At 43.9% G+C, this 18,804-nt stretch carries 21 protein-coding genes and 1 pseudogene; 12 read left to right on the top strand and 10 right to left on the bottom strand.

Going from position 1 to position 18,804, the window contains the following annotated elements; translation table 11 throughout:
• Positions 1-121: 121 nt before the first annotated feature.
• Together topA and PN499_RS10640 are read right to left on the bottom strand one after the other, a co-directional pair.
• A complete protein-coding gene (topA, locus tag PN499_RS10645) occupies positions 122-2,593 on the bottom strand; it encodes a type I DNA topoisomerase (protein WP_272031830.1) in 2,472 nt (823 codons plus the stop codon).
• Between the two features lie 119 nt (positions 2,594-2,712).
• A complete protein-coding gene (locus tag PN499_RS10640) occupies positions 2,713-2,901 on the bottom strand; it encodes a hypothetical protein (protein ID WP_272031828.1) in 189 nt (62 codons plus the stop codon).
• Between the two features lies 1 nt (position 2,902).
• Here PN499_RS10640 and PN499_RS10635 point away from each other — a divergent pair, with 1 nt between their 5' ends.
• Positions 2,903-4,372 carry a lecithin retinol acyltransferase family protein gene (locus tag PN499_RS10635; RefSeq protein WP_272031827.1) on the top strand — a complete coding sequence of 490 codons (1,470 nt, stop codon included), beginning with the start codon at positions 2,903-2,905 and terminating at the stop codon, positions 4,370-4,372.
• A gap of 137 nt (positions 4,373-4,509) precedes the next feature.
• Here the strand turns inward: PN499_RS10635 and PN499_RS10630 are convergent, their stop codons facing one another.
• Positions 4,510-4,737 carry a hypothetical protein gene (locus PN499_RS10630; RefSeq protein WP_272031826.1) on the bottom strand — a complete coding sequence of 76 codons (228 nt, stop codon included), beginning with the start codon at positions 4,735-4,737 and terminating at the stop codon, positions 4,510-4,512.
• Positions 4,727-4,984 carry a hypothetical protein gene (locus PN499_RS10625; protein ID WP_272031825.1) on the bottom strand — a complete coding sequence of 86 codons (258 nt, stop codon included), beginning with the start codon at positions 4,982-4,984 and terminating at the stop codon, positions 4,727-4,729. Before PN499_RS10625 ends, PN499_RS10630 begins: the two co-directional genes overlap by 11 nt.
• Before the next feature lie 255 nt (positions 4,985-5,239).
• Here PN499_RS10625 and PN499_RS10620 point away from each other — a divergent pair, with 255 nt between their 5' ends.
• The gene (locus tag PN499_RS10620) at positions 5,240-5,464 is read left to right on the top strand and encodes a DUF433 domain-containing protein (RefSeq protein WP_272031824.1); all 225 of its coding nucleotides are present in this window, start codon (positions 5,240-5,242) and stop codon (positions 5,462-5,464) included.
• On the top strand, positions 5,464-5,832 hold the full coding sequence (locus PN499_RS10615; protein WP_272031823.1) for a DUF5615 family PIN-like protein: 369 nt from the start codon (positions 5,464-5,466) through the stop codon (positions 5,830-5,832). Before PN499_RS10620 ends, PN499_RS10615 begins: the two co-directional genes overlap by 1 nt.
• 63 nt (positions 5,833-5,895) lie before the next feature.
• Here the strand turns inward: PN499_RS10615 and vapC are convergent, their stop codons facing one another.
• Together vapC and PN499_RS10605 are read right to left on the bottom strand one after the other, a co-directional pair.
• Positions 5,896-6,294, bottom strand: coding sequence for a type II toxin-antitoxin system VapC family toxin (vapC, locus tag PN499_RS10610; protein ID WP_272031822.1), 399 nt, complete (start codon positions 6,292-6,294; stop codon positions 5,896-5,898).
• Entirely contained in the window at positions 6,291-6,491 is a 201-nt protein-coding gene (locus PN499_RS10605; RefSeq protein ID WP_272031821.1) for a type II toxin-antitoxin system VapB family antitoxin, read from the bottom strand. Before PN499_RS10605 ends, vapC begins: the two co-directional genes overlap by 4 nt.
• A 391-nt stretch (positions 6,492-6,882) precedes the next feature.
• On the opposite strand from PN499_RS10605, the gene PN499_RS10600 reads away from it, so the two are divergent.
• The gene (locus PN499_RS10600) at positions 6,883-8,394 is read left to right on the top strand and encodes a DUF6745 domain-containing protein (RefSeq protein ID WP_272031820.1); all 1,512 of its coding nucleotides are present in this window, start codon (positions 6,883-6,885) and stop codon (positions 8,392-8,394) included.
• Positions 8,395-8,467: 73 nt separating this feature from the next.
• Entirely contained in the window at positions 8,468-9,493 is a 1,026-nt protein-coding gene (locus tag PN499_RS10595) for a DUF6745 domain-containing protein (RefSeq protein WP_272031818.1), read from the top strand.
• Between the two features lie 152 nt (positions 9,494-9,645).
• On the opposite strand, the gene PN499_RS10590 is transcribed toward PN499_RS10595, so the two are convergent.
• Together PN499_RS10590 and PN499_RS10585 are read right to left on the bottom strand one after the other, a co-directional pair.
• Entirely contained in the window at positions 9,646-9,909 is a 264-nt protein-coding gene (locus PN499_RS10590) for a DUF4926 domain-containing protein (protein WP_007356228.1), read from the bottom strand.
• Positions 9,906-10,130: pseudogene (locus PN499_RS10585) on the bottom strand (DUF6883 domain-containing protein); the annotation flags it as partial. The pseudogene PN499_RS10585 and the gene PN499_RS10590, both read right to left, overlap by 4 nt.
• Before the next feature lie 167 nt (positions 10,131-10,297).
• Between PN499_RS10585 and PN499_RS10580 the strand changes: the two are divergent.
• Positions 10,298-10,507 carry a CsbD family protein gene (locus PN499_RS10580; RefSeq protein ID WP_272031814.1) on the top strand — a complete coding sequence of 70 codons (210 nt, stop codon included), beginning with the start codon at positions 10,298-10,300 and terminating at the stop codon, positions 10,505-10,507.
• 109 nt (positions 10,508-10,616) lie between these two features.
• Positions 10,617-12,191, top strand: coding sequence for an NAD(P)H-quinone oxidoreductase subunit N (locus PN499_RS10575; RefSeq protein WP_272031813.1), 1,575 nt, complete (start codon positions 10,617-10,619; stop codon positions 12,189-12,191).
• 128 nt (positions 12,192-12,319) lie between these two features.
• Here PN499_RS10575 and PN499_RS10570 read toward each other — a convergent pair whose 3' ends face one another.
• Positions 12,320-12,658: a hypothetical protein gene (locus PN499_RS10570; protein ID WP_272031812.1), complete on the bottom strand. Its 339-nt coding sequence runs from the start codon at positions 12,656-12,658 to the stop codon at positions 12,320-12,322.
• Between the two features lie 158 nt (positions 12,659-12,816).
• Here PN499_RS10570 and PN499_RS10565 point away from each other — a divergent pair, with 158 nt between their 5' ends.
• From PN499_RS10565 to mutT, 4 genes are all read left to right on the top strand, one after another.
• Complete coding sequence (locus PN499_RS10565) at positions 12,817-13,752, top strand: polysaccharide deacetylase family protein (RefSeq protein ID WP_272031811.1); 936 nt, start codon at positions 12,817-12,819, stop codon at positions 13,750-13,752.
• A gap of 454 nt (positions 13,753-14,206) precedes the next feature.
• A complete protein-coding gene (locus tag PN499_RS10560; protein ID WP_007357246.1) occupies positions 14,207-15,166 on the top strand; it encodes an RNA polymerase sigma factor, RpoD/SigA family in 960 nt (319 codons plus the stop codon).
• Between the two features lie 190 nt (positions 15,167-15,356).
• Positions 15,357-15,701: a DUF760 domain-containing protein gene (locus tag PN499_RS10555; RefSeq protein ID WP_272031810.1), complete on the top strand. Its 345-nt coding sequence runs from the start codon at positions 15,357-15,359 to the stop codon at positions 15,699-15,701.
• Between the two features lie 79 nt (positions 15,702-15,780).
• Positions 15,781-16,194 (top strand): 8-oxo-dGTP diphosphatase MutT, encoded by a 414-nt coding sequence (gene mutT / locus PN499_RS10550; RefSeq protein WP_272031809.1) that lies wholly within the window; start codon positions 15,781-15,783, stop codon positions 16,192-16,194.
• A 182-nt stretch (positions 16,195-16,376) separates the two neighbouring features.
• Here mutT and PN499_RS10545 read toward each other — a convergent pair whose 3' ends face one another.
• Positions 16,377-17,615 (bottom strand): histidine kinase, encoded by a 1,239-nt coding sequence (locus tag PN499_RS10545; RefSeq protein WP_272031829.1) that lies wholly within the window; start codon positions 17,613-17,615, stop codon positions 16,377-16,379.
• A gap of 91 nt (positions 17,616-17,706) precedes the next feature.
• On the opposite strand from PN499_RS10545, the gene PN499_RS10540 reads away from it, so the two are divergent.
• Positions 17,707-18,804: DUF2079 domain-containing protein (locus tag PN499_RS10540; protein ID WP_272031808.1), on the top strand; the 1,098-nt coding region annotated here is incomplete at its 3' end.

Here is an 18,804-nt window from a genome sequence, read left to right as displayed (position 1 = left end):
GCTGGCGGTGCGGCTATTTTTGAGTTGTTGCTCCAGAATTTCTGGGCTTTCTGCGATCGCCAGTATCAGTTGGCGTGCCATAGTTAACGATCCCTAAACAGTATCTCTATTCTATGCAACTTCATTTAAAATTGGTATAACGTCCATCATAAACATTGATTGGTTCGCCATCGGCGGGATGATTACCCAAAACTCGCAAAGGTTCGACAGTTTTGCTACTTTTTCCCCGACTAGCTTTTGGCTGTGCTAACAACTCTAAAGCACGTTCTAGAGTAATTGTGATGACATCATCGCCAGCTTTCAACGAGCGATATTCCTTGCCTTCCTTACCGCGATCGCTAACTACATAGGGCCCATACATCCCTAAACTTGCCTGAATTTTTGCCCCCGTTTCTGGGTGTAAGCCTAAATTGCGCGGCAAAGATAGTAAACCAACCGCCATTTCTATCGTGACATTTTCCTTTGTCACCCCTTTTGGTAAAGAAGTCCGTTTAGGTTTCTTATTCTCCTCAGTTGCTACACCTAACTGCACGTAAGGGCCGTAATTTCCGACAAGAATGTAGATAGGTTCCCCTAACTCCGGGTGGATTCCTAATTTTTCTGGGCCTTCGGTTTTTTGCCGCAGAATATTTTGAATTTGTTCGGGATCTAAATCTGCTGGTGTTAAATCTGGAGGAATAGAAGCTGTCACCATGCCTTCGGGACTTTCTGCCTCGATATAAGGGCCGAATTTGCCGATACAGACTTTGGCGGGTAAATTTTCTAATTCTACAGTCCGGGCAAGTTTAGCATCAATCTCAGTGTCGCCACTTTTAACTAATGTTTGCAGACCGGTTTCGCCTAGATAAAATTTTCGCAGGTAAGGCAACCATTGAGCTTCGCCAGTAGCAATTTCATCTAGTGTTGCTTCCATTTTAGAAGTAAAGCTAGTATCTACCAAATCGGGAAAATGTTTTTCCAACAATGCTGTAACTGCAAAGGCGGTGAAAGTAGGAATTAAAGCATTTGCTACTAACTTGGCATAGCCGCGATCGATAATTGTGCCGATAATGCTGGCGTAGGTACTGGGACGACCAACGCCTTCACTTTCTAGAGTTTTAACTAAAGAAGCTTCGGTAAATCTGGCGGGGGGTTGTGTTTCGTGACCGATCGCTTCTAATTCGGTACAATTAGGGCGATCGCCTACTTTCAACGGCGGTAAAATTACCTCTTGGTCTTCCAAAGCTGCATCTGGATCGTCGGAACCTTCCACGTAGGCCCGCAAGAAACCGGGGAAGTCGATGCGTTTCCCGGAGGATCGAAACCCTGCATCTTCTACTTGCAACTGAACTGTAATGTGAGTTTGGCGGGAGTCAGCCATTTGAGAGGCGACTGTCCGCTTCCAAATTAAGTCATAAACTCGGAAATCTTGACCTTCTAACCCTGTTTCTTGGGGTGTGCGGAAAGTGCTACCTGCGGGCCTGATGGCTTCGTGGGCCTCTTGTGCGCCTTTGCTTTTGGTAGTGTATTTACGCGGTTGGGGACTGAGGTATTCGTTACCGTAGAGTGCTTGAACGCAACTGCGGGCGGCCTCGATCGCCTGTTCCGACAAATGCACGGAGTCCGTCCGCATATAGGTAATAAAACCCCGTTCGTAGAGGCCTTGGGCAACTCGCATGGTTTCCCGCGCACCCAGTCGCAATTTGCGGTTAGCTTCCTGCTGCAAAGTCGAGGTGGTAAACGGTGGCGAAGGTTTGCGGGTGACGGGCCGTTCCTCGATGTTGGCAACATTCCAGGGTTTATCTAGGAGGCGATCGCGCAACGCATTAGCCTCTTCCTCATTCAGCAACAACACATTGCGGCCGGCAGCAATGCGCCCCGTACTTTCATCAAAATCGCTACCTGTGGCAACTTTCACATTGCGGACGGTGACGAGTTTGGCATCAAATTCACTGCCCTTTTGCCCTTTCTTGGCATTAGGCGGAGTCAAAGTTGCTTTTAAATCCCAGTAACTTCCTTGGCGGAAGGCGCGGCGATCGCGTTCTCGACGGACTAAAAGCCGGACTGCAACTGACTGAACCCGTCCCGCTGATAGCCCTCTGGCGATTTTTTTCCACAACAGAGGAGAAACAGTGTAACCCACCAGCCGATCCAAAATTCGCCGCGTTTCCTGGGCCTGCACTACGCGATCGTCGATGCTGCGACAGTGAGTTAAGGCGCTGCGGATGGCTTCGCGGGTAATTTCGTGAAAGACCATCCGTTTAATGGGGACTTTCGGCTGGAGGACTTGCAACAAGTGCCAGGAGATGCTTTCACCTTCGCGGTCTTCGTCAGTAGCCAGAATGAGTTCGTCGGCTTCTTTGAGTGCGTCTTTGAGTTCTTTAACTATTTTCTTTTTATCTTTGGGAATGACGTAAAGCGGTTCAAAGTCAGCTTCCACGTTTACGCCCAATTGCGCCCATTTTTCTCCTTTGACGGCTTCGGGAATTTCTTCGGCGGAGGATGGGAGGTCGCGCACATGACCCATTGATGCCTCTACACGGTAGGTGGAGGGCAGGAAGTTGCGAATGGTACGGGCTTTAGTAGGAGATTCGACGATGACGAGGGTTGACATAGCACATCTTTTAAGGATAGCGGCGAGGCTAGTAATTTCTAGTGAGTGATAGTTTAAGCCGGATGTCAAGGGGTCGGCTCGAAGCGATCGCTTTTTGCCAAGGCGGAGGCTACCTCATTTCACGCTATCTCAATTTTTAACTTAATGCCGAGCGATCGTGTTGGAGGCGATCGGGTGATGGGTGATGGGGGGCTGTTTTTTTGGTAAAAGCTGCTTAATCTTACTTTATCCTGGGAATAGGGAGTTAAGACGGTTCTGGTGAAGGCGCGATCGCGCTGCTGACTTTGATCGGAAAGGAGAAGACTCATTATGGGAAAAGGAGATCACATCTATGTGGACTGCGGTGTTTATACTCATCATGGAATTGACTGTGGTGATGGTACTGCCATCCATTACATAGGAGAAGCGCTAAAAGGTGTGATTACCCGCACCTCTCTAGCTGAATTCACATCTGGCAAGCAACTCTTTGTGAAAAAGTATGAAGTTTCTGATTTATCAGATATCATTCTTTTGAGGGCAAAAAGTCGTTTAGGTGAAAATAAATACGATCTACTTTTCAACAATTGTGAACACTTCGCTACATGGTGTAAAACTGGTATACATGAGAGCGCACAAGTAACTCGTGTGGCGACAGTAGCAGTAATTGGAGCATCAATTGGAGGAATAAAGAGTATGCAAGCCATTAGCGCAACTTATCAGGTTTCTGAAGATATTTCTGCCGGACTTAGCAATGGTTCTTTAGAGCGGGTTGGTGGCGTTATTCGTAAGACTAATACAACACAAATAGTTGCTTGTGTACGTGAAACAACCCCTAATATGTCCCCTGTTTCAAAGCTGCTTCAGATTGGTGCATCTGCAAGTATCCTTAACTTAGGGGTAACAATGATGGGTTTTGCCATAATAAACCATCGCCTAAATGAATTAGAGCAACGCCTAAAACAAGCACAGGAAGTTTTAAACAAGATTAACCGCAAAATTGACCTTGGATACTATGCGAATTTTCGAGCGGCACTAGACTTGGCAGCTAAAGCCATCACGATGAAAAATCCTGAAACTCGCAAATCTATGGCAATTAATGCGATCGGTGATTTGCGAAAAGCTGATTTTATCTATACTGACTACACAGACAAAGAACTTGAACAAGGTAGCCAGATAGTTGATGAATATCTGTTAACCTTATTACTAGCCTATGTTGCTGAGGCGCGTTGTTATTTGGAGTTAGAAGCACCAGATACCGCACTTGAACTCTTGCGAGACGGAGCGGCAAAAGTGCGCCCGCGTATGCAGAAATACGTGGATTTGTTACTCACCTCTAACCCAGCAGCATACTTACAACCTGAGTATAAAGGTGAGATTGATTTGCGTAGGCTAACTCGGATTTACCAATGGAGCGATCCGAACTTAGATGAAAATGCAGTATTCGATCTTCATCGTGAGAATTTGGTTAAGCTAGTACAAGATCCTAACAAATGGGTAGCTTCTCTACCACCAGCAATTTTAGATCGGGTTGAAGTGAAAGGATGGATATTTGGCCCAAGTGAGGACGATTTAAAGCGAGAGGCGATTAAACGTCTACCTCAAGTGCTTGAAGTCATCGAAAATATGATTGAAACTTATCAGCGTTTTGAAGCTTATAAGGTAGAAGTAGAAGCTATTGACAAATTAGGAATTAGTTTCCAAGATTGGATTAAATTAGCTCCTGCTGAGAATAAACCAGAGGGTGCAGAGTTAATGTACATTATCCCAGATAAGCCATTGGATATAGTATTTGCCAGTTGAAATAAAGAAGGCGATCGCACTTCACTAAGCTTAACTGTGCTAAGATTGAAAGCAAGATCGCCTTACAATTCCACAATCTCAAAGCGCGATCGCCCTTCATCAATCAATAAAAACTTCTAGTTTTTTTAACTACAAATCTAAACATGATAAGCAGTAATAGCAACAGTTCCATCAGCACTGTAAATAGCTTCAATGCGTCTAAAAGTAGAATGATTCCACCAAACTTTCAGGCGATTTCCTTGAGCAGGAGCCGTACCAATTTTACCGTAACCTGCTGTCAATAGAATCAACTCAAATTCTGTAGATGGCAAAGTTTTCACAGTAATTTGAGGGATACCATCAAGCTTATGCTTATCAAGGGTCATAGCTACCTTGATAAGTGCTGTAAATATGGTAGCCAGGGAGCACTAAAGCAATGCCAATTGGACTGTGAATTATCCCCGGATAACTGTCTTCTGGTAAACTACCTCCAATCCGAATTTTGATCGCACCTAGCCAAATGTATAACCCTGGAATTAAAGTATCTAAACTGTAGGCGATCGCTCGCATTTGCAGATCGGCAGAATTAATCGGTTTTAAAGACTGTGGCTTTTCAGGTTTAGAAATAGACATGGAACTGATTCCTGTGCGTTACGGCGCAAAAGCCGTCTTGTTGATTACACTTTAACGTAACCTAATCTTTATTTTTCAAGTGTTAAGCTGATTTTACTATTTTGTCGCGATGCCTGCGGCTGATTACGCCTACGCGCCTCTCCCATCTCCAATCTCAAAGCGCGATCGCCATTTCAAATCCTTATCAATATCGGACTCAAATATTTATAGCTACAATGTTAAGATATAAGTTATCAGAGTCAGAAAGGAAAAATTATGCCCGTAAACTGGAGAGAACATATTGTCAGTACCCCCGATGTATTGCGAGGTAAACCAAGAATCAGAGGAACTAGAATTCCCGTTAGTCTCATTTTAGGTTATTTAGCATCAAGTAATACTGTCGAACACATTATTTCTGAGTTTCCCGATCTAGTTAAAGAACAGATAGATGCTTGCCTGGATTATGCCCGCGATTTGTCAGATTTTGAAACAGTTGCCTAATGAGTTTAAGATTGTTTATCGATCAATGTGTTCCTAACTCTATTATTCAAATTCTTCGTGATGCTGAAAATGAAGTTTTGGTTTTGAAAGACTACATCCCTATTGAATCTCCAGATATTATTGTTATTGCCCAAGCTCAGGAATTAAATGCCATACTTGTTTCTCTCAATGGAGATTTTGCTGATATTGTGACTTATCCACCAAGCGCATATCAGGGAATTATCTCTATTCAACTGAGAAATCACCCGGAAATTATACCTCAATTGATGACAAGGCTAACAGAATATTTCTCGTTGTATAATAGCCCTGAACATTACCGAGGTAAATTACTGCTCGTAGAAGTCTACAGAATTCGCATTCGAGAGTAATAATTGTCGCGATCGCGCCTCTCCTATCCCTAATTTCAAAGCGCGATCGCACCTATATTATCTTCATAGCAATATGACAGGAATGTGCGATCGGAAATTCTCAAAATCTTTATCAGTAGTGAAAATGCTGTAGCCGCGACGATGAGCAACTGCACATAGCAGAAAATCAGTATTTGAACCCTGAACGCCTTTAGTGCGACAGGTATTAAAAAACTCTGCGGCTAACTCATAATCTTCAGTTGCTAGCTCTAAATCAGGAAAAGCACGAAGATACTCTTGCAATCGATTAAACTGTTCCTTGTAGCGCACCCCAGAAAGCACCTCCTGACGAATAGCCCCCAGTAAAACAACTCGTCCATCTGCAATCAAATCGCGCAGGATATTAACGAGCGCGATCGCATCATTTGTTGTGTTGCGCCGCAAAGCCAGCGACCAAACGGAACTATCAACAAGAACATTCATAACGTTTGTCGCTGTTGCTTGTAGTTATACTCTTCATCGTAGTCAATAGTACCAAATAATTCCACTATTTTTAGTTGTTTACGACGTTGAATGTACTCGCGTAAAGCCGCTTCGATTAATGTAGTAGGTGTTGGATGGTTACTCAAATCAAGGGCTTCTTGAAGAAGAGTTTTGTCAATTTCGAGCGTAGTTACCATATATTTTCCTCGTGTAAGTAGGGTATGAGGCAATAGTATTATACTATCGTACCAATATCTCGTTCTCGACGGACTAAAAGCCGCACTGCAACTGAGTGATAGTTTAAGCCGGATGTCAAGGGGTAGGCAAGGGAGCGATCGCTTTTTGCCAAGGCGGAGGCTACCTCATTTCACGCTATCTCAATTTTTAACTTAATGGTGAGCGATCGTGTTGGAGGCGATCGGGCGATCGGGATTTTGACCTGGTTTTTTGGCAAAGGCTGCCTCAGCTTACCTTGATTCCGGAAAATGGGACTGACGGCGGGTTTGTCTGTTGTCTGTCTCTTGGTTCGCCACGGGTTAAAACCCCTGTATAATAGTTAAATTCCTCTAAATAGGAAAGGCAATAAAAATGATTGACAAGCTTACACTTGAGCAAGAGGCATTGATGGTAATCTATCGCGAAAAGTGGAAAGCGATCGCGCGTTCTACTGAGCCAATTGATCGCGATAAAGCTGCTGATACAGTCAAAGCTATCTATGCTGCGCTCGGTCAACAAGAGCCAAAAATTACTTTCTTTGATAGTCCTTATGCTGCCCTTAAAAGTATTTCATTGCTCGACAGCCTACCGTCTTTCCAAGGTGATTCCATGGACATGGCTCTACGAAAAATTCTAGACAGCTATAGAAGGCACTTAAAGGGTAAACTCTTCGGAAAAGTATGGATTTTTTTTCAGACTGGTTTTTTGAGGGAAATTAGCGATAAACTTAGCAGCCAAATCGCTGAGGAAAAAATAACAATTCCACAGATTTCTGGACTAATAACTCTACAGCAGAATAGGGATTTGTCATCAAGAATAGACTACTTTCTTTCCGGCTTATCAATATATTGCCAAGAAAATCAGTATAAATGGGAATTGTATCTATCGCTAGCCGCGAATTGTGGATGGATTTATGGTTTTGAAGAAATTTGCTATGTGTGCGATCGCCCCCGCATCATGTCTTTGGACTCTGAAGAGCAACTTCACGCAGAAGGAGTACCCGCAGTTCAATTTGCTGATGGTTTCAGCGTGTACGCCTATCATGGCGTGATATTACCTGAAAAATACGGAAAAGTTCACCCTCAACAGTGGCGTTCAGAATGGCTATTATCGGAAGATAACGGTCAACTGAGGCGAGCGCTAATTGAAGGAATAGGCTATGAAAGAATTTGCCAAGAATCGGCAGCAGTAGAGTTAGATTCTTGGCAAGAATACACGCTATTAAAAATAGATATATATGAGAATTTCGGTTATAGGATTCCCTTGTCTTGGCCCATTTATTTATTAAAGAGGACTTGCCCTAGCACCGGATACATTCAGGTTTTGCGTGTACTGCCTTTCCCATCATCAGCTAGGGAAGCTATTCAATCGCTAGTCAATAATTGTTGCTGGACTTATACACCTGAGTTTAAAGACATTTGTTATGTGTGCGATCGCCCCCGCATTATCTCTTTCGACTCTCAAGGGCAACTCCACGCAGAAGGATCACCCGCAATTCAATTGACCGATGGTTTCACCGTGTATGCCTATCACGGCGTGAGTTTACCTGAAAAATACGGAAAATTTCACCCTCAAGAATGGCGTTCAGAATGGCTATTATCGGAGGATAATGCCGAAATAAGGCGAGTGCTAATTCAAGGAATAGGTTATGACAGAATTTGCCAAGAATTGGCAGCGGTAGAGTTAGATACTTGGCAAGAATACACGCTGTTAAAAATAGATAATAATGTCGATTTTGAGAAGATTTATTTGTTAAAGATGACTTGCCCTAGCACCGGAAATATTCACATTTTGCGCGTACCGCCTGATGTTTCATCAGCTAGGGAGGCTATTCGCTGGGTAAATTGGGGAATCGATCCAGAGGAGTTTGCTGTACAAACTTAAGCTTAACTGTACTAAGTCTTGAAACAATGATAGTCTAAAGTATTCTCAAAAGTGTAGAGTAAAGGCAGTAAAAATGTTTGATAAGCTTACACCTGAGCAAGAGGCTTTGATTCCAATCTATCGCGAAAAATGGAGAGCGATCGCGCTTTCTACTGAGCCAATTGATCGCGATAAAGCTACTGATGCAGTTAAAGGTATTTATGCTGCGATCGGTCAACAAAAGCCAAAAATTACTTTCTTTGATAGCCCTTATGCTGCCTATCAAAATCTATTATTGCTCGACAGCTTACCGTCTGACCTATATTATTTATTTGAGCTTGAAGTTAGTAGCGCAATCAGAACAACTTTCGGAAAAAAGTTGACCACTAAAGTATGGTATGACATATGGAGATTGTTTGGAAGTGCATTTGGCGGGCTTTTTAATATTAAAATTGGCAATGAACTTAGAAGCGAAATGACTGACGAAGAAGCAGACACAGATAGATATTTTTTTCAAGTACCTATGGAGGAAGTCTCAATAATGGACTACTGTATTTCCGGCTTATCAATATCTTGCAAAGAACATCAGTATAAATGGGAATTGTATCAATCCCTAGCCGAAAATTGTGGCTGGATTTATACTTTTAAAGAAATTTGCTATGTGTGCGATCGCCCCCGTATCCTTTCCTTCGACTCTCAACAGCGACTCCACGCAGAAGGATCGCCTGCAATTCAATTTGCTGATGGTTTCAGCGTGTACGCCTATCACGGCGTGAGATTACCTGAAAAATACGGAAAAGTTCACCCTCAACAGTGGCGTTCAGAATGGCTATTATCGGAGGATAACGCCGAACTTCGACGAGTCTTAATTCAAGGCATAGGTTATGACAGAATTTGCCAAGAATTGGCAGCGGTAGAGTTAGATATTTGGCAAGAGTACACGCTGTTAAAAATACATAATAATGTCGATGTTGAGGCAATTTATTTGTTAAAAATGACTTGCCCTAGTACCGGACACATTCACGTTTTGCGCGTACCGCCTGATATAGAATCAGCTAGGGAGGCTATTCGGTGGGTGAATTGGGGAACCGATCCAGAGGAATTTGCTGTACAAACTTAACGGAAATTATATGAACAATCCTGAAACAGAAATAAAAATGCAATTGCGGTCACGTATCACCGAAATAGTCTCGATTGAAATCCCAACAGATACTTTAGAATAAATTAAAAAAATAGCGGCAATTCGAGATATGTCTGTAGAACCACTGCTTTCTAAGCAACTGCGAGTTCATATTGCAGAACTAAAATTTCATCTTCTTTCAAAATAGCCATAGCATATTCAATCCCTTGATTATCAGCAAACTCCACTAAATACTGATAGTCATTTCCTGTATCATACACTTCAACAATAGTTCCCACAAGTCCTACTGGCAAACTAGAGATAGATGCGTATTCTGGTTCCACTAGCGTTAATCTCGTATTTGACACAGGCTTGAGAATAGCAACAGAATCCAAAAGTTTAAAGTGTTTTATCATGGTTTAAGAAAAGCCGAAATTAAACGAGGATTAGAATTAGTCGTAGTAACTTCCCAGATTGTCCGAAGCTCAATACCTGACGTATCGGGTACAGTCCAATCAACCTTAAACTGTTGCCCAAAATCAGTAGTATCTTCTTGGATAACTTCACCTTCAATGGCTGCTTTTTGAATAAGCTCTCGCAAAATCTCTGCATTATTAGCGGTGATTCCCAAAACCGAAACAAAGACTCTTAATCGGTAAGTTTAAACTCTTTAATGTTAGCACAAAAAGATGGATCGGATATTTAGCATAGTTCACTCCTTAATAAAATTATAAGATGAGAGTTACTAAGTTATGGTAAGCTCAACTTACTGATACGATAATTAATCGCTATAAGGAGTCCAACATGAGCACTGAAGATAGAGCAAAAGCCGTTGGCAAAAACGTTGAAGGTAAACTCCAAGAAGTTTGGGGAAATATCACAGGCAGCAAAAAAGACCAAGCAGCAGGTAAGGCCAAACAAGCTGAATCCGCCGCCCGCCATGTCGTAGAAGATGCTAAGCAAACTGCAAAAGAGATCGCAGATAAGGCAAAAAAGGCGATCGATAAGTTGTAGAGACTAAAATCCAAATCAGGTTACAATCCAGTTTGGTTAAGAATTTTTAACAAATTCACTGCCATTGCAGGCTTTTCAGCCTGTACTACTGTATAACCTGGCTGAAAATATGGATTTTGCTACTCTTGTTGCCCAGCTAAATGCTGGAACCATCTTGCCAGAAGGAATAGTCATAGTCACCCTCCTGGTAGTACTCGTAGGCGACTTGATCGTAGGCCGTAGTTCCTCAGCGTGGACTCCCTACGCTGCTGTTGCTGGTTTACTCGCTGCGATCGCGGCCCTCTGCTACCAGTGGGAGAGCACTAACACGATTTCATTCTTCGGCGGTTTCAACAGCGATGCGCTGAGTATTGCATTTCGCGGCATTGTTGCCCTTTCTGCCGCTGTCACTATTTTGATGTCGGTACGCTACATCCAGCAAACGGGTACATCCTTGGCGGAATTCATCAGCATTTTGCTTACCGCTACCCTGGGGGGGATGTTCCTCTGTGGGGCCGACGAATTGGTGATGATTTTCGTCTCCCTGGAAACTCTCAGTATCTCCTCATACCTGCTGACAGGTTACACCAAGCGCGACCCCCGTTCTAACGAAGCAGCATTGAAATACCTGCTAATTGGTTCCGCTTCTTCGGCGGTATTTCTCTACTCTCTTTCCTTGCTGTACGGGTTATCGGGAGGGGAAACCACATTAACCGCGATCGCCCAGGGCCTTGCTGCTGCTGATAGCGGTAACTCCCTTGGTTTAGCGATCGCCTTAGTATTCGCGATCGCAGGCATCTCCTTCAAAATCTCCGCCGTCCCCTTTCACCAGTGGACACCTGACGTTTACGAAGGTTCACCTACACCAGTCGTCGCCTTCCTTTCCGTCGGTTCCAAAGCGGCCGGTTTCGCCCTCGCCATCCGCCTCCTCACTACCGCTTTCCCCCTAGTTACCGAACAGTGGCACTTAGTTTTCACTGCCCTCGCCATACTCAGCATGGTTTTGGGTAACGTCGTCGCCCTCGCTCAGACTAGCATGAAGCGGCTACTAGCTTACTCCTCCATCGGACAAGCTGGATTCGTAATGATCGGTTTGATCGCAGGCAGTGAAGCAGGCTATTCCAGCATGATATTTTATCTGTTGGTTTACCTATTTATGAACTTAGGCGGTTTCGCCTGCGTGATTTTATTCTCCTTACGAACTGGTACAGACCAAATTAGCGAATACGCCGGTTTGTATCAAAAAGATCCCCTTTTAACCTTGTGTTTAAGCATTTGCCTGCTATCCTTGGGAGGCATTCCGCCCCTAGCCGGTTTCTTCGGCAAAATTTATCTGTTTTGGGCAGGTTGGCAAGCAGGTCTTTACCTCTTAGTATTGTTGGGGTTAATCACTACAGTTGTTTCGATCTACTACTATATTCGGGTAGTGAAAATGATGGTAGTTAAGGAACCTCAAGAAATGTCAATTTCGGTCAAGAATTATCCAGAAGCTAACTGGACTCTTCCCGGAATGCGACCTTTGCAAGTCAGTCTGATTTTGACATTAATTGCCACATCCTTAGCGGGAATTTTGGCTAATCCCATACTGACTTTAGCCAACAGTTCTGTCAATCGCACTCCCATATTACAGGCGGTTTTGAGTCAGACGCAACCTGTGGCAGTGGTTTCGATCCAATCAACTCTGTCTCCATCTCAACAGGATTAATTTGTCTTTTGGAAATCGGTAAAACGCCTGACTGTTGAGAGTTAGGCGTTTTTTTATGGCGAACCTTCAAGAGGTATACTATTTGTGAAAAAGACCTAACCCCCAATCCACCCAGGCGCGATTAGAGCTTAATATTGTAATTTCAACTGCCCCCATTTGAGTTGGCGGCTGTAAAAAGTTAGCAGTGTGGGGTTGCCCCACTTTCGAGGTGAGGGGGATTGGGCCCTATCTCCTTGTTCCTGGAGTGATACCAGCATCGAGTCAGTTGAACGCACTACCATCTCGCCACAGTGTAGTGCTTGCCGCCACTCTCGCCCCGTCTTCCAAGCATGAAACTTAACTGCATTCCAGCGAGGATTGACCGGATATCCGGCAAATCCGCACCGCAGTGCCGGAATGTAGATATTTGCGATCGCAGTGCGAACAAATACTCCCTCTGTCAGTTCAACTACCTTTTCTGTGGACACCACCTCACCTCCTTTCTGGTTCCTACCAAACCCTTCTATAAGGTTTGTAGTATACTATTACATAGATTACAAATAATTAGCAGAAATCCCGTAACTATTGCTGAATCTGTCCCCAACAATGGTAAAGATTAATAGGAAACAAACAGCGGAGGATACCGATGAATCAGCGAAAGAAAAGGCTAAGAGGTAGAAAAATTTTAGGGATATTGCACTTTTATCTGATCCACAAAGCCAAATTACTGTATATTTTATTAATATTTTTACTAAGTTTAGCTATATCTGGTTCGAGTGTAGAGACTGATGGAGTCAGAATTCCAATTTTAGGTTTTCACGATATTATAGATACTCAAAACCCTGCTGAAAACCCACCTCATCGATTTGCATTTACGAATGACTACACTAAGCAAGATTTAGCAAAAATTTTAGAATACTTAGTTCAAGAGAAATTTTGGTTTCTCTCCTCTCAGGATCTTTTTGTATATTTTATCAACAAATCTAAGCCGATACCAATTCAACATATCGGTCACAAGCCAATTATGCTCACTTTTGATGACGGTTATAAAGGCGTTCATACAAATGGTCTACCTATTTTAGAAAATCTGGAAAAAATCTACAGGGAAAAGGTCAAGTTTGTTTTATTTATTAATCCTAGATTTATGGGGGTTGATAATGGTGGTGATTATTTGTCTCATACTACTTGTAGCGATTTACGAGAAGGATATAAAAAGGGATTTTATGACATTCAGTCTCATGGATTTAATCACAAAGATTTAGCAAAGATATCGGGTAAAGATTTAGATTTTGAACTCGCCGCCGCTAAATTAGCTTTAAGAAAATGTATGAGGGATTTAGATAAAAATAAAATTGTGAGCGCTCATGTAGCTTATCCCTTTGGTTCATCAAATAGAAAGGTTGAAAAGCTTTTGCCTAAATACTACTTAAGTGGCTTTTTATACGATAACAATTTACTGAGAATAAATTGGTTCACGAATCAATACCGAATCTCTCGAATAACTGTTAACAAGACAATATCAACTAAAAAGCTGATAGCGATCGCGAACAGAGCGTCTACTCTAAAAGGTAAGAAGTGGTAAGTAGGCTACTAACCAGATTATTGAATCATCCCAGTTTCTTTGACAAAATTACCCCTATGTGCTATGGGCTGACTGCAAATCAGAGAAGCGATCGCACTCAGCTTTCTGCACCTGCCCATTACATCTTTCTTTAGGAATGGGAGTTAAGAAGGAGCCACTGGGTAAAATTCATCTATATTCACTCTGACTTACCCCTGAACCTTATTCTTGGGGAGGTATATACACGGACTCTCAGAAATGTTAATATTTTTAACATAATATTGAGCGGTATTAAGACTCCAACCAGAATCTAACCTGGAATGGAGCGACTCTTAGTAGCACGTAGCTACTATAAAAACCAGGCGTGTGTAAACGCAAGGAAAGCGTAAGTCCCCGCCCGCTTTCCTTCCCAGCTAAGACTAGGGGTTTGCTTGCTCAACCCTCTAGCGGCTGAGGTACCCAGCGGGAAATCCTTATGAAACCTCCTAAGTCCTCAGACACAGATTCAGTACGCGCTTACTTACGAGAAATTGGCCGCGTTCCCCTGCTGACCCATGAGCAAGAAATTCTCTATGGAAAGCAGGTTCAGCGAACGACAGCCTTGCACGAGGCGAAAAATGCTCTAGCTTTGGAGTTAGGTCGCGATCCCACTAGAACAGAATGGGCAGAAGCTGCTGGGCTGTCTGAGACTGAATTGCAGCGGACAATCCACGCCGGAGAAAGGGCGAAGCGGATGATGGTGGAAGCCAATCTGCGGCTAGTGGTATCTGTTGCCAAGAAGTATATCAAGCGTAACGTAGACCTTTTAGATTTGATTCAGGAAGGTACGATCGGGATGCAGCGGGGAGTAGAAAAATTTGACCCAACGAAGGGCTACCGATTTTCTACCTATGCTTACTGGTGGATTCGCCAGGCCATTACCCGTGCGATCGCAGAAAAGGGACGTACTATCCGCCTCCCCATCCACATTACTGAAAAGCTAAACAAAATTAAAAAAGCCCAACGCTACCTGGCTCAAAAACTAGGACGGGCGGCCACCGCCAACGAATTAGCAGCAGAATTAGAGTTAACCCCCAAGCAGATTCGGGAATATTTGGAACGGGCTCGCCTACCCTTATCCCTAGATTTGCGAGTGGGAGATAACCAAGATACAGAATTAGGGGACTTATTGGAAGATACTGGTGCATCTCCAGAAGATTTTGCCCTCCAAGCCTCCCTGCGGGCCGACCTAGAAATGCTGATGGCCGATCTGACGCAGCAGCAACGGGAAGTGCTCGCCTTAAGGTTCGGTTTGGAAGACGGTCAAACCTTAACGCTGTCAAAAATAGGCGATCGCCTCAATATTAGCCGCGAACGAGTGCGGCAGATCGAGCGCGAAGCCTTAACCAAACTGCGGAAGCGAAAACAAGACATGGACGATTATCTGGCTAGCTAAAGCCTTAAGCTCAAATCGTGAGACCCGCCGTCCTTAGTACGGTTCCGCCCACTTGGATATTGCTGCGATCCTGCTAGATTAGTAAGTAGCTCGTAAATAGAAAAGATCGGCAGCAATTCTGATTGAAGTTATTGACATCAATCATGTCAGATTTAACAAAAAAACGCTGTCCCTGAAACGGAGGTACAAGGTGAGTAATACATCCAATCGAACACCGGACTTATTTGACGAAAACGGAGAAGGAGCAAATTTACTCTGGCAATACGTGCAGTCTATGGCTCCCGATACAGTCTCCCAACTCTCTAAGCCTACCTCTACTGAAGTTTTTCAGGTGATGGAGCGCAACATTGTCGGGTTGTTGGGCAACCTCCCCTCGGAACACTTCGGCGTGACTGTCACCACGAACCGCGAACATTTGGGCAGATTGCTAGCCTCAGCCATGATTAGTGGCTACTTTCTCAGAAACGCTGAACAGCGGATGGCTTTTGAAAAGTCTTTGCAATCCAGCGATAGACATACATCCGATCGCGGTTAATAGTTAACAGTTAACGGTTAACAGTTAACAACTACCAGTTAACAGTTAACAGTTAACGGTTAACTGTTTTTAATTACCTATGACCAAAACTTCAACTGCTTTACCTCACAAGTTTATTGGCGTTGCCGTCATCTGGAATCAAGAGAGAAAAATCTTAATTGACAAACGCCGCCAAGGTGGACTACTAGGCGGTCTATGGGAGTTTCCAGGGGGTAAATTAGAGGCTGGCGAGACTCTGGAAGCTTGCATTAAAAGAGAAATTATGGAGGAATTGGGGATAGTTATCGAAGTCGAGGATCACTTAATCACAATCGATCACACCTACGCTCATTTTCGCGTTACTCTTAATGCTTATCACTGCCGCCACACCAGCGGTGAACCCCAACTAATTGAATGCGATGAGATTCGGTGGGTGACGCTGGACGAAATAGACCAGTTTCCTTTTCCTAAAGCTAACGAACAAATCATTGCTGCTCTCCGCATGAACAATTAAAATGCAGGAGCGATCGTAGTCAGGACTTACGCATCATCGCCTAAAAACAAAGGGTTGCGATTGCTTCGCACAGCGAACAATGACAGATCGCAAGTAATTTGCTGGACATGATATAAGTCCCAGTGATTTTGAGTTGCACGAAAACAGTTAACAAATTAAATTTTTAACTTTTGATTTTTAATTCATTTGTGAACTGGCAGAGTAAAATGAAAACAGCTCCCCGCTTGCTCTGTAGAATCCACCCAAATTTGCCCATAGTGAGCTCGGACAATACGTTGGCAAAGAGCAAGACCAATGCCATAACCGTCCTTTAATTCATCTCGCTGGAGTCGGAAGCGGTCTTCAAAAATACTGCGGCAATTTTCCTCTGGAATTCCAGGCCCATTATCGCAAATACTAAATTGAACTTTGTAAGCTGTCCGATGCAAAATTGAGATATTAATAGTTCCCTGTTCTGGCGTATACTTAACAGCATTATCCAACAAATTCATCATTACTTGCCGCAAGCGTTCGGGGTCGGCATAAACGCAGGGTAAATCAGTAGGAATGTCAGTTTCTACGTGCAGGGATTTAGCTTGAAATCGGTTTTGTAACTGAGCGATGATATCCTCACACAAAGGTCTTAGTTCTAGCTTTTGAGGTTTAATGTGAAATTCAGCATTCGTACCTCTAGCAGCTTGTAAGATATCCGTGATCATCCGGTCTATAGTTCGGATTTGATGGCGGGCCTGCTTGATTAAATGAGCTGTGAGAGTAGGCGTTACCGCAGGTAAGTTATTTTCCTTTTGCTTATGAGTTGATTCTAAAGTTTCTAGGGCCAAGGAAGCCGCCGTTAAGGGATTCCGCAGGTCATGGGCAAGCATCGCAATGATCCTGTCTTTCAGTTGCAATTGCTCTTGCAGGTGTTCTTTATCCTGCTTGAGGCGAAAAACTTCGTCCGTGAGTTGCATCAGTTCCGCAGCAGCAGCGATGGAATGGATAGAGGTTTTAGCCTCCTTGGTTTCTCTATTGCTGAGTTCCGACTGTTCGTCACTCCAGTGTTCTTGGACTGAACGCTGCCAACGAGGCCACCAGTGCTCTAATTGGGCAATTAGATCGCTACCAGCAAGGGTTTGGCGGGGTTCGGGATGAATTTTCAGCAAACAGGGAGTTGCCATCAGCTTAAAGTGTTCAGCCAAATAAGGCTGTTCCCCGACATCGATGACTTGCAGTTCAAAGGCAAACTCTGTCTTCAAGTTTTCTAGGGACTTGCGGAGGAGGCGAATCTGTTCGCGGGAACCGGGACGTTTGTCCACAAATAGTAGAAGTTGTAGAAATGCCTCAGAGCAGGCAGGCTTTCCGGTAGATACCAGATTGCTGTCTCCTGAGACTGCGGGATGTTCCGCGTTGAAGCTTGGTCTCGGATGAAAATATTTAACCATTGCCGAGGATAGTGATTTCACTTCTACTCTAATTTAATATCTTCTTTAGATTTATGATATTGTGCCGAAGGTTTCAAATAAGGGTGGGCGAGTGAAATTTTTGATCTGGCAAAAAAATAGACCGTTGGAGGTGGTAGTTTGGGCTGCGATCGCTTTTTTTGCCGCCTGTCTGCTTCTGACTCTCCACCGCTACTATAGTTTTTACGCCGATTACGACCAAGGTATTTTTAATCAAGTTTTCTGGAATGGCACTCATGGGCGGATGTTTGAGAGTTCTCTTTCTTCGGCTCTGTCTACTAATGTCGTTCATAATGACCAACTGCCAGAAGTATTTTACTATCGGCTGGGGCAGCACTTCACTCCCGCTTTGATGGTCTGGCTGCCTATTTATGCTCTATTTCCCTCGCCTGTGACGCTGACGGTTTTGCAGGTAACGCTAGTGACGGCGGCGGGTTTGGTGCTCTATGCTCTGGCTAGACATTATCTCGAACCTCAATTATCTGCGGCGATCGCGATTAGTTTTTATGGTGCTAATGCTGTGATCGGCCCGACTTTGGGCAATTTTCACGATATTTGCCAAATTCCGCTTTATGTCTTTAGCTTGCTACTGGCAATGGAGAAGCGTAAGTGGCCGATATTTGGCATTTTAGCAATCTTGATTTTAGCCGTGCGGGAGGATTCAGGAATTATCCTGTTCGGCGTTGGATTTTACATGATTTTGAGCCGCCGCTACCCTCGAACGGGGTTAGTTGTCTGTGCTTTGAGTTTTGGTTATATCGTTGTCCTCACTAACTTGATCATGCCTCTGTTTTCTGCTGATATTTCCCAGCGGTTTATGATCGAGCGTTTTGGTCAGTATACCGAAGGTGATGAAGCTTCTACTCTACAGATTCTTTGGGGAATGGTCAGTAACCCTTTTCGGTTGTTAGGGGAACTGTTTACGCCGTTTTGGGGAACGCTGAAGTATTTACTTGGTCAGTGGTTGCCTTTGGCTTTTGTACCTGCGGTAGCACCTGCTTCTTGGGCGATCGCAGGATTTCCCCTGCTCAAGTTATTTTTAGGTAAGGGAGTATCCGTACTAGCGATCAACATTCGCTATGCGATGACAGTCGTTCCAGGTCTATTTTACGGCGCAATTCTATGGTGGGCCGAGAGGGGCAGGGGAGCGGGGGAGGGGGGGGGGGGGGGG

The organism is Kamptonema animale CS-326, from assembly GCF_028330895.1.
GTDB lineage: Bacteria > Cyanobacteriota > Cyanobacteriia > Cyanobacteriales > Microcoleaceae > Kamptonema > Kamptonema formosum.
This window is presented reverse-complemented; position numbering and strand designations above follow the sequence as displayed.

Excerpts from the sequence above, each read along its gene's own strand:
- topA (WP_272031830.1), bottom strand. The coding sequence starts at position 2,593 with ATGTCAACCCTCGTCATCGTCGAATCTCCTACTAAAGCCCGTACCATT.
- PN499_RS10640 (WP_272031828.1), bottom strand. The coding sequence starts at position 2,901 with ATGAGTCTTCTCCTTTCCGATCAAAGTCAGCAGCGCGATCGCGCCTTC.
- PN499_RS10635 (WP_272031827.1), top strand. The coding sequence starts at position 2,903 with ATGGGAAAAGGAGATCACATCTATGTGGACTGCGGTGTTTATACTCAT.
- PN499_RS10630 (WP_272031826.1), bottom strand. The coding sequence starts at position 4,737 with ATGACCCTTGATAAGCATAAGCTTGATGGTATCCCTCAAATTACTGTG.
- PN499_RS10625 (WP_272031825.1), bottom strand. The coding sequence starts at position 4,984 with ATGTCTATTTCTAAACCTGAAAAGCCACAGTCTTTAAAACCGATTAAT.
- PN499_RS10620 (WP_272031824.1), top strand. The coding sequence starts at position 5,240 with ATGCCCGTAAACTGGAGAGAACATATTGTCAGTACCCCCGATGTATTG.
- PN499_RS10615 (WP_272031823.1), top strand. The coding sequence starts at position 5,464 with ATGAGTTTAAGATTGTTTATCGATCAATGTGTTCCTAACTCTATTATT.
- vapC (WP_272031822.1), bottom strand. The coding sequence starts at position 6,294 with ATGAATGTTCTTGTTGATAGTTCCGTTTGGTCGCTGGCTTTGCGGCGC.
- PN499_RS10605 (WP_272031821.1), bottom strand. The coding sequence starts at position 6,491 with ATGGTAACTACGCTCGAAATTGACAAAACTCTTCTTCAAGAAGCCCTT.
- PN499_RS10600 (WP_272031820.1), top strand. The coding sequence starts at position 6,883 with ATGATTGACAAGCTTACACTTGAGCAAGAGGCATTGATGGTAATCTAT.
- PN499_RS10595 (WP_272031818.1), top strand. The coding sequence starts at position 8,468 with ATGTTTGATAAGCTTACACCTGAGCAAGAGGCTTTGATTCCAATCTAT.
- PN499_RS10590 (WP_007356228.1), bottom strand. The coding sequence starts at position 9,909 with ATGATAAAACACTTTAAACTTTTGGATTCTGTTGCTATTCTCAAGCCT.
- PN499_RS10580 (WP_272031814.1), top strand. The coding sequence starts at position 10,298 with ATGAGCACTGAAGATAGAGCAAAAGCCGTTGGCAAAAACGTTGAAGGT.
- PN499_RS10575 (WP_272031813.1), top strand. The coding sequence starts at position 10,617 with ATGGATTTTGCTACTCTTGTTGCCCAGCTAAATGCTGGAACCATCTTG.
- PN499_RS10565 (WP_272031811.1), top strand. The coding sequence starts at position 12,817 with ATGAATCAGCGAAAGAAAAGGCTAAGAGGTAGAAAAATTTTAGGGATA.
- PN499_RS10560 (WP_007357246.1), top strand. The coding sequence starts at position 14,207 with ATGAAACCTCCTAAGTCCTCAGACACAGATTCAGTACGCGCTTACTTA.
- mutT (WP_272031809.1), top strand. The coding sequence starts at position 15,781 with ATGACCAAAACTTCAACTGCTTTACCTCACAAGTTTATTGGCGTTGCC.
- PN499_RS10545 (WP_272031829.1), bottom strand. The coding sequence starts at position 17,615 with ATGGTTAAATATTTTCATCCGAGACCAAGCTTCAACGCGGAACATCCC.